Origin of the sequence: Labrys sedimenti (assembly GCF_034424805.1) — a bacterium.
GTDB classification, from domain to species: Bacteria; Pseudomonadota; Alphaproteobacteria; order Rhizobiales; family Labraceae; genus Labrys; species Labrys sedimenti.
The window spans coordinates 629,118-642,814 of record NZ_JAXOUF010000002.1 but is presented as its reverse complement, the minus strand read 5'-3'; the positions used below and the strand labels follow the sequence as shown (position 1 = coordinate 642,814).

The 13,697-nt window shown below is 64.9% G+C and carries 17 protein-coding genes; 8 read left to right on the top strand and 9 right to left on the bottom strand.

Annotated features, from left to right (window positions below):
• Positions 1-34: 34 nt before the first annotated feature.
• Both U1R88_RS09500 and U1R88_RS09495 read right to left on the bottom strand, forming a co-directional pair.
• Positions 35-889: a 23S rRNA (adenine(2030)-N(6))-methyltransferase RlmJ gene (locus tag U1R88_RS09500; protein ID WP_322431012.1), complete on the bottom strand. Its 855-nt coding sequence runs from the start codon at positions 887-889 to the stop codon at positions 35-37.
• Positions 886-2,085, bottom strand: coding sequence for a low temperature requirement protein A (locus U1R88_RS09495; RefSeq protein WP_322431011.1), 1,200 nt, complete (start codon positions 2,083-2,085; stop codon positions 886-888). Before U1R88_RS09495 ends, U1R88_RS09500 begins: the two co-directional genes overlap by 4 nt.
• Positions 2,086-2,147: 62 nt before the next feature.
• Here U1R88_RS09495 and U1R88_RS09490 point away from each other — a divergent pair, with 62 nt between their 5' ends.
• A complete protein-coding gene (locus U1R88_RS09490; protein WP_322431010.1) occupies positions 2,148-2,273 on the top strand; it encodes a hypothetical protein in 126 nt (41 codons plus the stop codon).
• 112 nt (positions 2,274-2,385) lie between these two features.
• On the opposite strand, the gene U1R88_RS09485 is transcribed toward U1R88_RS09490, so the two are convergent.
• From U1R88_RS09485 to U1R88_RS09475, 3 genes are read right to left on the bottom strand one after another with little or no spacing between them, the layout of a single operon-like run.
• The gene (locus tag U1R88_RS09485; RefSeq protein WP_322431009.1) at positions 2,386-2,736 is read right to left on the bottom strand and encodes a cupin domain-containing protein; all 351 of its coding nucleotides are present in this window, start codon (positions 2,734-2,736) and stop codon (positions 2,386-2,388) included.
• Between the two features lie 21 nt (positions 2,737-2,757).
• Positions 2,758-3,423 (bottom strand): ribonuclease T2 family protein, encoded by a 666-nt coding sequence (locus U1R88_RS09480; RefSeq protein WP_322431008.1) that lies wholly within the window; start codon positions 3,421-3,423, stop codon positions 2,758-2,760.
• A complete protein-coding gene (locus U1R88_RS09475) occupies positions 3,420-3,860 on the bottom strand; it encodes a hypothetical protein (RefSeq protein WP_068288558.1) in 441 nt (146 codons plus the stop codon). The genes U1R88_RS09480 and U1R88_RS09475 overlap by 4 nt, the downstream gene beginning before the upstream one ends.
• A gap of 251 nt (positions 3,861-4,111) precedes the next feature.
• On the opposite strand from U1R88_RS09475, the gene U1R88_RS09470 reads away from it, so the two are divergent.
• Both U1R88_RS09470 and U1R88_RS09465 read left to right on the top strand, forming a co-directional pair.
• Entirely contained in the window at positions 4,112-5,326 is a 1,215-nt protein-coding gene (locus U1R88_RS09470; RefSeq protein ID WP_322431007.1) for an alanine racemase, read from the top strand.
• A 132-nt stretch (positions 5,327-5,458) separates the two neighbouring features.
• A complete protein-coding gene (locus U1R88_RS09465; protein ID WP_322431006.1) occupies positions 5,459-6,001 on the top strand; it encodes a hypothetical protein in 543 nt (180 codons plus the stop codon).
• Here the strand turns inward: U1R88_RS09465 and U1R88_RS09460 are convergent.
• Positions 5,998-6,786 carry an SDR family oxidoreductase gene (locus U1R88_RS09460; RefSeq protein ID WP_322431005.1) on the bottom strand — a complete coding sequence of 263 codons (789 nt, stop codon included), beginning with the start codon at positions 6,784-6,786 and terminating at the stop codon, positions 5,998-6,000. The two genes, U1R88_RS09465 and U1R88_RS09460, sit on opposite strands and share 4 nt — an antisense overlap.
• A 33-nt stretch (positions 6,787-6,819) precedes the next feature.
• Positions 6,820-7,278 carry a RidA family protein gene (locus tag U1R88_RS09455; protein WP_322431004.1) on the bottom strand — a complete coding sequence of 153 codons (459 nt, stop codon included), beginning with the start codon at positions 7,276-7,278 and terminating at the stop codon, positions 6,820-6,822.
• Between the two features lie 98 nt (positions 7,279-7,376).
• Here U1R88_RS09455 and U1R88_RS09450 point away from each other — a divergent pair, with 98 nt between their 5' ends.
• Positions 7,377-8,228 (top strand): LysR family transcriptional regulator, encoded by an 852-nt coding sequence (locus U1R88_RS09450; protein WP_322431003.1) that lies wholly within the window; start codon positions 7,377-7,379, stop codon positions 8,226-8,228.
• Positions 8,229-8,278: 50 nt separating this feature from the next.
• Here the strand turns inward: U1R88_RS09450 and U1R88_RS09445 are convergent, their stop codons facing one another.
• Positions 8,279-8,707: a MerR family transcriptional regulator gene (locus U1R88_RS09445; protein ID WP_322431002.1), complete on the bottom strand. Its 429-nt coding sequence runs from the start codon at positions 8,705-8,707 to the stop codon at positions 8,279-8,281.
• Between the two features lie 81 nt (positions 8,708-8,788).
• On the opposite strand from U1R88_RS09445, the gene U1R88_RS09440 reads away from it, so the two are divergent.
• The 4 genes from U1R88_RS09440 to U1R88_RS09425 all read left to right on the top strand — a co-directional run bounded on the left by U1R88_RS09440 (position 8,789) and on the right by U1R88_RS09425 (position 12,718).
• Positions 8,789-11,119, top strand: coding sequence for a heavy metal translocating P-type ATPase (locus U1R88_RS09440; RefSeq protein WP_322431001.1), 2,331 nt, complete (start codon positions 8,789-8,791; stop codon positions 11,117-11,119).
• Between the two features lie 166 nt (positions 11,120-11,285).
• Positions 11,286-11,636 (top strand): ArsR/SmtB family transcription factor, encoded by a 351-nt coding sequence (locus U1R88_RS09435; protein WP_322431000.1) that lies wholly within the window; start codon positions 11,286-11,288, stop codon positions 11,634-11,636.
• Positions 11,629-12,105: an SRPBCC family protein gene (locus U1R88_RS09430; protein ID WP_322430999.1), complete on the top strand. Its 477-nt coding sequence runs from the start codon at positions 11,629-11,631 to the stop codon at positions 12,103-12,105. The genes U1R88_RS09435 and U1R88_RS09430 overlap by 8 nt, the downstream gene beginning before the upstream one ends.
• A 25-nt stretch (positions 12,106-12,130) precedes the next feature.
• A complete protein-coding gene (locus U1R88_RS09425; RefSeq protein WP_322430998.1) occupies positions 12,131-12,718 on the top strand; it encodes a dihydrofolate reductase family protein in 588 nt (195 codons plus the stop codon).
• A 9-nt stretch (positions 12,719-12,727) separates the two neighbouring features.
• Here the strand turns inward: U1R88_RS09425 and U1R88_RS09420 are convergent, their stop codons facing one another.
• Positions 12,728-13,618 (bottom strand): LysR family transcriptional regulator, encoded by an 891-nt coding sequence (locus tag U1R88_RS09420; RefSeq protein ID WP_322430997.1) that lies wholly within the window; start codon positions 13,616-13,618, stop codon positions 12,728-12,730.
• Positions 13,619-13,697 lie beyond the last annotated feature (79 nt).

Genomic DNA, 13,697 nt, shown 5'->3' with positions numbered 1-13,697 from the left:
ACCATAAAGGCAGACCTTATGCAGGTTGGTATAATCAGCGCTTCTCTTCTTCCTTCAGCCAGTCGAGCCGTATGAGGCCGCTGCCTTCTTTCGCGAACAGCGGCGCGAGATACTCTCCGACGGCGCGCAATTCTTCGTCCAGCTTCCAGGGCGGGTTGAGGATGATCATGCCGCAGCCATTGAGGCGGTCGATGCGCTGCACGGCGTAGCGGCTGAGCTCGAAACGCAGGATGCGGCCGGCGGGTAGCGCGGCCACCTTGCGGGCGAAGCTCTCGACCTCGCGCATGCCCTTGATCGGATACCAGATGGCATAGATACCGGTCGCCCAGCGCCGCAAAGCCTGCGCCAGACCATCGGCGATGGCGCGAAATTCGTTGTCTTCCTCGAAAGGCGGATCGATGAAGACGAGCCCCCGCCGCTCAGGCGGCGGCAGCAGCCCTGGCAGCAAGGCCCAGGCATCGCCTTCCATCACCTTGGTGCGCTTGCCGCGGGCGAAATTGCCGCGCAGCCTGCCGGCATCCTCCGGGTGCTTCTCGCAGAAGACCAGGCGGTCCTGGTCGCGTGTCAGGTCGGCGGCGAGCCAAGGTGAGCCGGGATAGAGCGGCGGCGACTGGGCCATCAGCCCCTGGCACAGACCTTGCCAGGGCGCTATCAACTCGGCGACCCGCGCTGGCGGCGGATTTGCCGCCACCAGGCCGATGCCGTCCTGCCATTCGCCGGTGCGGCGGGCCTCGTCGGCTTCGAGACTGTAGAGCCCGGTGCCCGCATGGGTATCGATCACGCGGAAAGGGGCTTCCTTCGCCGTGAGATGGGTCAGGATGCGCGCCAGCACGATATGTTTGAGGACGTCGGCGAAGTTGCCGGCGTGGAAGGCATGGCGATAGTTCATGATGCGTGTTGCGGAGCCTTCGATTTCGCTTTCCTGCCGATATAGCCTTCCCAGATCGCCACGACGAGCACGATCACGGTGGTGATGCCGCTGATCATCAAGAGATCGGTCATGAAGGCGAAAGGCGCCGTAATGGCCAGTGCCAGCAGGCCGGCGACATGAGTGATCGGCACACCGCCATAGATCAGGCGCTTATACAGGGCATTGCCGATGAGATAGATCGCCGGCCCACCGAAAATTACCGCCATGCCGCCGAAATCGACGTGATGGGCGGGATGGGCGATCGACAGATCATTGCCGACGGCCGTAACGATGACGCCCGCGATCAGGGCTACATGCAGGTAGTGGGTATAGGCGGCGATCTGTCCGGGATTGTCGGACTCGACGATCGCCTCGGTGGCATCCTTGGTGCTGATGTCGAAATAGATCCACCACATGGCGATCGAACCGAGGAAGGCGACGAAGAAGGCAATCAGGCCGGGCGCATCCCAGGCCGTCGATTTGGCCAGGGTAGCACCGGTGACCAGGACGGATTCGCCCAACGCAACGATGACGAAGAGCGCGCAGCGCTCGACGATATGGCCGCCTTCCACCGTCCATTCCTTGCCGGGATCGGAGCGGCCGAGCCCCGGCAGCCAAAAGCCGAACCAAGGGGCGAAATATTCGCAGGCCACCGCGATGATCCACAGCGCGATGCGGGCCTCGCCCTCGGCCAGGCCACCGGCGATCCAGATGCAGGCTGCGATCAGGTTCCAGCCGATCATGCGCTGGAAATTGCGGGAGATCGGCGTGCCGGTCCCCAGGCTGAACACGGCAAAGGCCGTGCGCCCGACCTGAATGGCCGCAAAACAGATCGCGAAGACGAGCCCACGCTCACCGAAGGCTTCCGGCAGGGCGGCGGCCATGGCGAGGCCAAGTGCCATCAGCGCGAACAGACAAATACGGACCGGCGTCTTCTCGGGATCGAACCAGTTGGTGAACCAGCAGGTATATTGCCACGCTAGCCAGACCGCGAACCATAGCACCAGGGTTTGCAGTGCCCCGCCCCAGGAAAGATGCTCCAGAAGCGAATGGGAAAGCTGCGTCACCGTAAAGACATAGACGAGATCGAAGAAGAGTTCCGCATAGGAAACGCGGGCCTCATGACCATCGCGCTCACGTAAAAAACGGGTGGAACCACCCTGCTCTGCTGCCATTGTACCTGTCACCTCCGCCCAGCCCATATCGCCGGGAACCCGCCGGGGTGGCAAGAGGGGAAATGACAGTCTCGCGGCACGGCACGGAGAAGTCCACGGCTCAGATCGGCCTGCCCAGCGAGGCCCAGGTCGCTCGCACGTCGGCATCCGGGGTGGAGACGATCGAGGTGGACCACGACAATGACTGAATCGGCACGGCCATGCCGAGATGACGCGCCCGGCCATCAGGCGCGACAAGGCCATGCCCAACGCCCCGCAAGCGGAAGAAGGCGGACTTGCGTCTCATCCGGGCAATTGTGATCAGATCCGGATCACATAGCTCTTGCGCGTGGTTTCCACCACTTCCCAGCTGCCGGCAAAGCCCGGCTCGAGGATCATGCTGTCGCCGGCCTTCAATTCCACCGGCGCCCCGCCATCCGGCGTGACGATGGAGCGGCCCTCGAGCAGGGTGCAGCTTTCCCATTCCTCGTAGACGATGCGCCAGCGCCCGGGCGTTGCCTGCCAGATGCCGCAGAAGGTCTTGCCATCGGCGCTCTCATAGCTGTTCCAGGTGCGGAAGGCCGGATTGCCGGCTTCCAGCCGTTCGGGCTTGGGTGCGCCTGCCTCGGCCTCCCCTTCCCCCGTGCCTGCGAATTTGAGCCATAGAGCCATGTCGGTTCACCAAGACCAATGTCAGTTGAGCGCTGGTATCAGAATGTTTCGCGTCCGGCAGCCCTGAACTTGCAATTGCGCCGGACAGGCCCGGAAATTGCGCAGATCCTTGCTCAGGCAGATGCGCAATTCGGTCAGCACGCTGCCGCGCTCGCCACGGCCGCAGACCACGGTCATCATGTCGGGCCGCAGGCCGGGATTGGCCTGCGAGAAGGCCCGCTCGATCTCGATGGGCGCGGCGCGGCTGTCCTGCCCCGGGTTCCGATAGGTTTCGGGGATGGCGATCCGGCGATAGAGCGTCGCCATCGCCTCGAAATAGCGTGCCGGCGACAGGCCTGAGCAGGTGCCGTGCTTGCGCCACTCATAGCGGGCCAGGCCTTCGGAGGGCATCACGCCCCGGGTTGCGGCGAGGTCTCGCCGCTGCACGAAGGCACCGGGATTGCATTCGGTGGGAAAATCGCGCTCCCCCTGCGGCCACAGGCCATGGACAAGGAAGCCGAGGCGCGAACCGATATCGCACTGGTCGCGCTGCTTGGCCGCGCCACCCGTGGCGCAGAAGCCCGGCGACCAGGTCAACGCGAGCAGATAGAGGTCAAAGTCGCCCGGTGCCCCGCCACGGATCTCACGCGCGGCGAGACCGCTGCTCGCGGCCACCATGACAATGGCCGCGAGCAGGAGACGGATCACGGACGCGCCATCTTGCAGGCGGGCGCATAGGCCAGGTTGTGGTCGGTGCCATCGACGCACCATTCCACGCCCCAGCTTGCGCCGATCCAGCCGGTATCCTCGGCGATCGCATAGGAGACGCGGCGATAATGCCCGTCATTGGTCAGCACGCGCGCCACGCAGAAGCGGCGCGGAATGTAGCTCGCGCCCCAGGGCCGGAAGGCGACCTGGCGATGACGGTCGATCTGCTGGATCGCCAGGTTGGAATGCCAGTAATTCGCCTCCTTGCGGGCAAAGCGCGCGGCGATCTGGTCGGAGACGGCCTTGTCGGCGCAATGGGGCAGGATGGCGTCGTAATTAGGCCCGGACAGCCAGAAATTCTTTTCCAGCGCCGAGGCGGCAAGCGCCGGCGCACAGGATGCAGCCAGCAGGACGGCGGCAAGACCGGCAATACGCATGATGAGAATCCTTAAATCAGCAACTCATGCGAATCTGTCCGCGCTGAGGCCAGCCGTCAAGCGCCAAGCCATGGGGCCGGGCCCCAATTGCTGCCGTTCGCAAGGCGGCCTTGCAATCGCTCGGCTTGCTGCTGCTCCCAAGACGACATGATCGCCTTCGTCTGTCACATTTCCGTCAGGAAACACGGTTGTTTTGCAGCAGCCATGAACAGGCTTAAACATGGATCATGAAACGGGGCGTCGATTCGGCCATGCAGAAATTCACCACCGCCCGCGAAGCTGCGCTGGCACTCCGCCCGGACGAACCGGTCTATGGCTTCCGACCGCAGGTCCTGGCCGCCGATGCGCGCGAGTTCATGGCCCAGTTTCCCGGCAAGACCGCCTATGCCGTGAAGACCAATGGCGAGCCGATGATCCTCAAGGTGCTGGCCGAGGCCGGCATCACCTCCTTCGACGTGGCCAGCCCGGCCGAGTTCGAAGCGGCCAGGGCCGCGTCGCCGAACTGCGAACTGCTCTACATGCATCCGGTCAAGGCGCAGTCCCATATCCGCCTGGCGCTGGAGACCTATGGCATTCGCGAGCTCTCGCTCGACCATGAGGATGAGGTCGCCAAGATCCTGCGCATCGTGCGCGCCCTCGACATTCCGCCCGAGGAGATCACGCTGTTCCTGCGCCTTGCCACCAAGGGTGCGGCAGCCTACGAACTCTCCAAGAAGTTCGGCGCCACGCCGACCCATGCGGTCGAGCTGCTGGATCGCATGGCCGGCATCGGCTTCAAGACCGGCATCGCCTTCCATGTCGGCTCCCAGGTCGAGGATCCGGAGACCTATGAACGGGCGATGGCCTCCGTCGCCTGGGTGCGTTCGCGCATCAAGGAGGATATCGTCAGCCTCGACATCGGCGGCGGCTTTCCCGCCCAATATGGCCTCGACCCCAAAAAGAAGGGCTCGAACCAGGGCACACCGACGACCGAGGCGCTGATGCGCCAGATCCGGGCCGACATCGCCGACTGGAAGCTGGACGACCTGCCGCTGGTGGCCGAGCCCGGCCGCGTGATCGTGGCGCGCTGCCTGTCGGTGATGGTGCGCGTGCTGCTCAAGAAGGGCCAGCGCCTCTACATCAACGACGGCGTCTGGGCCTCGCTCTCCGATTCATGGACGGGCAAGCTGCTGCTGCCGACCCGCTTCATTCCCGATCCCGCCCGCAAGCGCCGCAACGGCTCGCCCGACAAGCTGTTGCCGTTCCGCGTCTGCGGCGCGACCTGCGATTCCGTCGACATCCTGACCCGCCCCTTCTATCTGCCCGAAACCATCGACACCGGCGATTGGATCGAGATCGGCCATATCGGCGCCTATTCGCTCGGCCTGCGCACCCATTTCAACGGCTTCTTCCCCGACAGGTTCGTCGAGCTCGCAACCCCGTTCGAGGAAGAGCCCGGCGTCAGCATTCCGATTGCGGCCGAGTAGCGATCTTCTTGTCCTGTTCTTTTATCGCCGGGCGTTGATCTCCACTTCGAAATCATTTGCTCGTGACGAGGACTACCCCTAGCTTGGTGACGTGGTGGAATACACCACTTGTTCTATGCCTCGGGGGTTCTCTTGATCCGTCTTCTCGGTATTTTTGCTGTTTGCCTTGCTTTGGCTTCCTGTGCCGGACGCGTATCGCTTTCACCGGCCACCGATGCCGACCTGGCATCGCGAGGTTGGGAGGAAGCTCGTAATCTGGCATATTACGCGCCGTCGGGCGTGCGTCTCACCAAGGGGCTTATCTGCCGGAGCCCACGCTGCGGTGGGCCAGGCTTCGTGATGACCGGAACCGCTTCCCTGCCGAATGGCAGCGCACTGGGTTTCCGGGGCGTGATGGCCAACCGTTCCCTTACCGATGCCAAGCTCCTCCAGGCACTCCGGCTGCTTAGCGAGGGTTCTCCGAACCTGGCGGGAATCGACGGCCACCTCATCGGCGCACGTAAACAGGCCAATTCGGTCGTGCTGACGTTCTCCTTTGCCAAGAGCACGCCCCAAACGGGCCGTATCATCGGACTGGCCCGCGCCGATGTCAGGGGAACCGACATGTCGGTCGTGGTGGCCGGTGGTCCGACCATGGCCAGTGCGCGGCAGCGGTTGGGGCTGCTCCCCAATTAAAGGATCGCCCGTGCAAGGCCGCCGTCGATCGGAATGGCCGAGCCGGTGACATAGGAGGCGAGGTCGCTGGCCAGGAAGGCGGCGACCGCACCGAACTCGTCGGCGGTGCCATAGCGCCCGATCGGAACCTCGGCCTGGCTCTCCGCCGCAATCGCCTCTACATCCACGCCGCGCGCTTGCGCATCGAGACGATCCAGCACCTTCGTGCGCTCAGTGTCGATGCGGCCGGCAAGCAGAAGATTGACGGTGACGCCATCCGCCGCCACCTCGTTGGCAAGGCTCTTGGCCCATCCGGCCACCGCCGCCCGCAAGGCGTTCGAGGCCGTCAGGCCCCTGATCGGCTCACGCACGCTGGTCGACGACACCACGAGGATGCGCCCCCAACGCCTTGCCCTCATGCCCGGCAGGACATGGGCGGCGATGCCGAGGCCCGTCAGGAAGAGAGCATCGAACTGCCGATGCCATCGCGCGCCATCCGCATCGCCGGCACCGAAAGGCGGCGGCCCACCGCCATTGAGCAGCAGAATATCGACGCCGCCCCATTCCAAATCGATCCGCTCAAACATGGCTGCGACATCGGCGGGATTTTCGAGATCGGCATGGATGCCGAAGGAGGACGGCGAGACGCCGCGGAGATCCGCGACCGTCGCCTCGAGTGCTGCCGCGTCGCGTCCAACCGCGGCGACGACCGCACCTTCCGCCGCCAGGCGGGCGGCCACGCCGCGCCCGAGGCCCTTGTTCCCGCCGAGCACCAGGGCCCGCCTGCCTTCGATTCCGAGATTCATGTTTCTAATCCAATATCTTGTCGCATCATCCATTCAGCGCACATGCACGATGGCATCGACCTCGACGGCCACGCCCAACGGGAGCGCCGCCATTCCCAAGGCAGAGCGGGCGTGCTCGCCTCGTGATCCGAGGATCCTGAGAAGCAACTCCGAAGCACCATTGCCCACCTGTGAGATCTGGTTGAACCCGGGCGCGGCATTGACATAGACGGTGAGCTTGGCGACCCGGACGATCCGATCGAGCTCCCCCTGCAGTTCCCTGTCGAGCCAGAACAGCACGTTGGCGGCGCATAGCTCGGCGGCCTTGCGGGCCTCGTCGAGACTCACGCCGTCACCGACCTTGCCGATGGCCGTGATCTCCTCACCCCGTTCCGGAATCTGGCCGGAGATGTAGACGATGTCGCCGATACGCACGCAGGGCTCGAATGGCAGGTCGGCGCGGACGACCTGCGGCGGCGTGAAGCCGAGTTCGTGAAAAATCTGGCTGAGCATGGACAGGGCTTCCTTCCCGCGATGTGAAGGAATGGGCTTGCCAGATCGAGGGCTCAGAAAGTATCCTTATAATGATTATGTCAACATCAGGATAATTTATGGAGCGCGATCTGGACCCTCATCTCCTGCGTGCTCTGCTTGCAGCCGCCGAAACCGGGACGATCAGTGCGGCGGCCGAACGCCTGTCCCGGACGCAGGCGGCGGTCAGCATGCAGCTGCAACGGCTCGAAGGCGATCTCGGCGTCAGGCTGCTCGACAGGACACCGCGCGGCGTCTCGCTGACGCAGGCCGGCGAAACACTGGCGGCCTATGCCAGGCGCCTGCTCGCGTTGACCAGCGATGCGCGGCGACAGATCGAGGGCCGGCAGTTGGCGGGCAGAGTCAGACTGGGCCTGGTCGAGGACCTGACAATGACGCAACTGCCGCTCGCACTCGCCGAGTTTCGGCAACAGCATCCCAAGATCCAGCTCGACCTGATGACGGCCCACAGCCCCGAACTCGAAGGCGCCGTTCGGGAAGGTCGCTGCGATATCGTCATCGGCGATCCAGCCCGTTTTGGGTCGGCACCCCATTTCCACTGGTCCCGGCGCCTGGTCTGGGGCGGCAGCCGCCTCATCGACCTGTCCGAAACTGCGCCTGTGCCTTTTGTCGCCTTCGAAGAATCCTGCACCTGGCAGGACCGGACAGCCGTCGCCTTTGCCGAAGCCGGCATCGCCTGGACGATCGCCTGCCACGTCACCACGTTCGCGGCGCTGGTTGGCGCATTGCGTGCCGGTCTCGGCATCAGCCTGATGTTGCCGGAGACACTCCCTGCCGATTGCGAAGCCCTGGCACCCCGCTTTCGCCTGCCGCCACCGCCCAGCGCCCATTTCGGCCTGTTCCTGGGCCAGGAGGCGAGCACACCAACGCAACAGCTCGCGGCATTCCTGCGTGAGAGGCTGGTTGCCTGAGTTTCAAAGGGACCGACCCCGTGCATCCGGTCCCGTAGCAGCTCCTCTCCTCAATGATGGACGTGCAGGCACTTGTCGTGATCGGCCAGAATCTCGATCACGCGGCATTCGTCGACGCGGCCATGGCGGCAGCCTTCCGCCATGCGCTGCAGTTCCACCTTCAGCGCCTGCAGGCTGGAGATGCGCTGCTCCACTTCGGCCAAGCGGGCCTGGGCGATGGCATCCGCCGCCGCGCAGGACTGGCCGGGATTGTCCTGCAGGTCGAGCAGGGTCCGGATCGCCTCGACCTCGAAGCCGAGTTCCCGCGCATGGCGGATGAAAGCCAGCCTCCTGACATCGGCTGCCTCGTAGAGGCGCCGGTTGCCGTCGGTGCGCGGCGGCGCCGGCAGCAGGCCGACCTGCTCATAGTAACGGATGGTCGGCACCTTGACGCCGCTGCGCTTGGCCGCCTCGCCGATCGCCACACCTGAAAGCTTCATTTTTTCGCTTGCTCCTCTAGCCACTAGAGGATGTAGTTGCCTTCGCAGAAGATGCAACCCATTCGAAATGCGAGACTCGAAATGGCTATCGCTGCGACCCAGACCCGTTATCGCGTGGAGGGCATGGACTGTGCCTCCTGCGCCAGCAAGATCGACAAGGCCGTGCGCGGCGTCACCGGCGTGGAGGACGTCTCGGTGTCGGTGACGGCAGGCACGATGACGATCAAGCATGGCGACGGCCAGGATCTCGGCGCCGTCGAGGATCGGGTCCGCCGCCTCGGCTACAAGGTTTCGCCCCTTCTCGTTGCGACGCCAGCGGCCGGCACCGCCAAGCCCGCACACGACCATGAGCATAGCCACGATCACGGCGCCTGCTGCGGCCATGACCATGATCATCCCGGACATGGCCACGATCATGGCGACCATGACCATGACGATCATGCCGGCCACGATCACGGCAAGCACGGGCATGGCAAGCATGATCATGCCACCGACGGTGAGGCTCCGGCCCTTGCCGGCCTACACGGCCATGATCATGGCCCCTCCTCCGGCCCCTGGTGGCGCTCGGGCAAGGGCCGGCTTACCATTGCCGCCGGCACCGCGCTGGTGGCCGCCTATGGCATCGGGCATCTCTTCCCCGCGATCGCGGTCTGGGCCTTCGACATCGCCATGCTGGTTGGCCTGATCCCGATCGCGCGGCGCGCCTTCGTCGCAGCCCGCTACGGCATGCCCTTCACCATCGAGATGCTGATGACCATCGCCGCCGTGGGTGCGGTGATCATCGGGGCCGCCGAGGAAGGGGCCGCCGTGGTCTTTCTCTTCCTGGTCGGCGAATTGCTGGAGGGCGTCGCCGCCGGCAAGGCGCGCGCCAGCATCCAGTCCCTTGCCAGCCTGGTACCCAAGACCGCTCTTCTCGAAACGGACGGGCGCACGCAGGAGGTGCCGGCCGACGGGCTCGCCGTCGGCGCCACCATCCTGGTACGGCCGGGCGACCGCATTCCCGCCGATGGCGTCATCGTCTCGGGCGATAGCGCCATCGACGAAGCACCTGTCACCGGCGAGAGCACGCCCAAGCGCAAGGAGACCGGCGACAATGTCTTCGCCGGTACCGTCAATGGCGACGGCGCCCTGCGTATCCGCGTAAGTGCTGCCGCTGCCGACAACACCATCGCCCGGGTGATCAAGCTGGTCGAGGAAGCCCAGGAGAGCAAGGCGCCGACCGAACGCTTCATCGATCGGTTCTCGCGCTACTACACGCCGGGCGTGGTGGTGGTCGCCGCCCTGGTGGCGATCCTGCCTCCCCTGCTCGTCGGCGCTTCCTGGAACGAGTGGATCTATAAGGGCCTGGCGATCCTCCTGATCGGCTGCCCCTGTGCCCTGGTCATCTCGACGCCGGCGGCTATCGCTGCCTCGCTCTCGGCCGGCGCGCGCCGTGGCCTGCTGATGAAGGGCGGCGCCGTGCTCGAAACCGTGGGCAAGATCACCGCCGCCGCCTTCGACAAGACCGGTACGCTGACCGAAGGCAAGCCCAAGGTGACCGACATCGTGCCGCTCGGCCGCGAGGAAGCCGAAGTGCTGCGGCTGGCCGCGGCTCTCGAGGCCGGGTCTAGTCACCCGCTCGCCACCGCCATCCTCGGCAAGGCCGCCGAACGCAATATCCTCACCCCCGTCGCCAAGGATTCCAAGGCACTCGGCGGCAAGGGCGTCACCGGCAGCGTCGATGGCCTTGCCCTGTTCCTCGGCTCGCCCACGGCTGCGGCAAGCCAGGCAGCGCTTCCCGCCGACATCGTGGCGCGCATCGAAGCCCTCAACCAGGAAGGCAAGACTGTCTCGGTGCTGCTGGCGGGTGGTGTTCCAGCCGGCCTCATCGCCATGCGCGACGAGCCACGCGAGGATGCCATTGCCGGGCTGTCGGCCCTGCGTGCGGCCGGCGTGCGCACTCTGATGCTCACGGGCGACAATGCCCGCACCGCCCAGACGATCGGGCAGAAGCTCGGGCTGGAGGTCCATGCCGAACTGCTGCCGCAGGACAAGCAGCGCATCGTCAATGAACTCAAGGCGCAGGGGCTGACAGTGGCCAAGGTCGGCGACGGCATCAATGACGCCCCGGCGCTGGCGGCCGCCGATGTCGGCATCGCCATGGGCGGCGGCACCGACGTCGCCCTGGAGACCGCCGACGCCGCCGTCCTGCATGGGCGCGTCAGCGACGTGGCCGGCATGGTCTCGCTGTCGCGCCAGACCATGACGAACATCCATCAGAACATCACGATGGCGCTCGGATTGAAGGCGGTGTTCCTGGTCACCACCATTGCCGGCATTACCGGCCTGTGGCCGGCCATCCTCGCCGATACGGGCGCAACCGTGCTGGTCACCATCAATGCCCTCCGGTTGCTGCGGGTGAGGATCGGCTGAAAGGCGGCCCCCCTTCAATTCGACACCCAGAGGGCGTGAGGACTCCGGTCCCGCGCCCTCTTTCGTGGCGCAGGCCCTGCCATGGACCGCCCTTCCAACGGTCTTGACGCATCGGTCCAGGCATCGTATATAGCCAAATAGTTAATTAACCTAATGGCTATATACTGTGCCCGACCATCTCAGCGACACCTTCTCGGCCCTGGCCGATCCGACCCGCCGAGCCATTCTCGCCCGGCTGGCGCAGGGCGAAGCCACCGTCATGGAGCTGTCGGAACCCTTCACGCTGACCCAGCCGGCGATCTCCAAACATCTCAAGGTTCTCGAAAAGGCCGGCCTCATCAGCCGCACCCGTACGGCGCAATGGCGCCCCTGCCGGCTGGAGCCGGGCCCGCTCAGGGACGCCTTCGACTGGGTCCAGCACTATCGCCGCTTCTGGGACGACAGCTTCGACCGCCTCGATGACTATCTCGCCGAACTCCAGGCCCGCGGAAACGACAGGGACAACAAGCATGACTAGTGCCCCGAACACAGCCCCGGCACCCAGCGAGCACGAACTCGTCATCACCCGCCTGTTCAAGGCGCCGCGCGAACTGGTGTTCAAGGCCTGGACCGAGCCGCGGCACCTGATGCGCTGGCCCGGTCCCAAGGGTTTTACCGCGACCTCCGACAAGTTCGACTGCAGTCCGGGCGGTATCTATCGTACCTGCCTGCATGCCCCCGACGGCACTGACCATTGGGTGCGTGGCACCTATCTGGCGGTCGAGCCGCCGGCCCGCCTCGTCTTCACCCATGCCTGGGAGGGCGATTATAGCAATCCCGGGCCCGAGACCATCGTCACCGTCACCTTCAAGGACAAGGGCGGCCAGACCTTGATGCGCTTCCACCAGGCTGTCTTCACCACCCTCGCCTCGCGGGACGGCCATGGCGAAGGCTGGAGCCAGAGTTTTGACAGGCTCGAAGCCTATCTCGCCGAGATCGCACCCTGAACCCGCGCCACAACGAGACCTCGCCATGCGCAAGCTCAAACTGGAAATGCAGATCTCCGCCGATGGCCTCAGTTCAAGCCAGGATGGCAACAATGACTGGATGGTGTGGAACTGGGCGCCCGACTGGGGCTGGGATACAGAACTCAGGCACTATCACGAGGCGCTGACCTTTTCCTCCGATTGCATCCTGCTCAGCCGCATGATGGCCGAAGAAGGTTTTCACCAGCATTGGCAGACGGTTGCGGAGAATTCCGCCAACCCCCAGTCAAGTTTCGCCAGGGCGATCGGTCACATGCGCAAGATCGTCTTCAGCCGCACCCTGAAGGAGTCGCGCTGGGCCAATACCGAGATTGCGAGATCGGGCCTCGCCGAGGAAGTCAGCCGCCTCAAACAGGAAGCCGGCAAGGACATCATCGTCTATGGCGGTCCGATCCTGGTGTCGTCCCTGGTCGAGGCAGGGCTGATCGACGAATTCCACTTTATCGTCAATCCAGCCCTGCTCGGTCGTGGCAAGCCCGTGCTCGGCGAGTTACATCGGACAACGCGGCTCAGGCTGGTCGACGCCCGTCCCTTCCGCTGCGGCGTGGCGGTGCTGCACTACGCCAGGACGTAACGGCCTCGATCATGCCTCGGCCTTCAGGAAATCGACAAAGGTGCGCAGGGCCGGACGCATCAGGCGCCGGCTGGGATAATAGAGGAAGAGACCGGGAAAGGCCGGGCACCAATCCTCCATGAGGCGCACGAGCCTGCCCTGGGCGAGCGCCTCCGCCGCAAGCCCCTCGATCAGCAGAGCCAGCCCCTGTCCGGCCAAAGCGGCATCGAGCATCAGGGCGTCGTCATTGACGATGAGGTTGCCCGTCACCGCCAGTTCGACGGCCTTGCCGTCCCGTTCGAGCTCCCAGCGATAAAGAGAGCCATCGGTGAAGCGGCGCTGGATGCAATCGTGATCGTGGAGATCGGCGGGCAGTTCCGGCCTGCGCCGGCTATCGAGATAGCCGGGCGCCCCGACGATGGCAAACCGCAGCGGGCCGCCGAGCGGCACGGCGATCATGTCCTGCTGCAGGCTTTCGCCGAACCGTATGCCGGCGTCGAAACCCGACGCCACAATATCAGTGAAGGCGTCCTGGGCCAGGATTTCCACGCTCACCGCGGGATATCGGCGCATGAAGCGCAGGGCCAGCGGCAGCAGCACATGCTGCACGACCGTACGCGGCGCGCTGAAGCGGAGCCTCCCGGCGATATCCGCCTGCGAAGCGCTCGCCTGTTCGAGCGCCTCCTCGATCGATGCGAGCGCAGGCTGCAATTGCCCCAGCAAGCGTTCCCCGGCGGCGGTAGGCGCAACGCTCCGTGTCGTGCGGGCCAGCAGCCGCACGCCGAGGCTTTCCTCGAGGCCCGTGATCGCCTGACTGACGGCCGACACCGACATGCCGAGCTTGCGAGCCGCGGCACGAAAGCTGCGCTGCTCTGCGATAGCCGAGAGAATGACGAGGCTGGGTAGATCGGTTCGTTTCATTGTTCAGTTATACGAAACAACTCATTTTCGAAAGCATGGATTATCGAACAACTCAATGAAGCGCATGGTGGCCGGCATT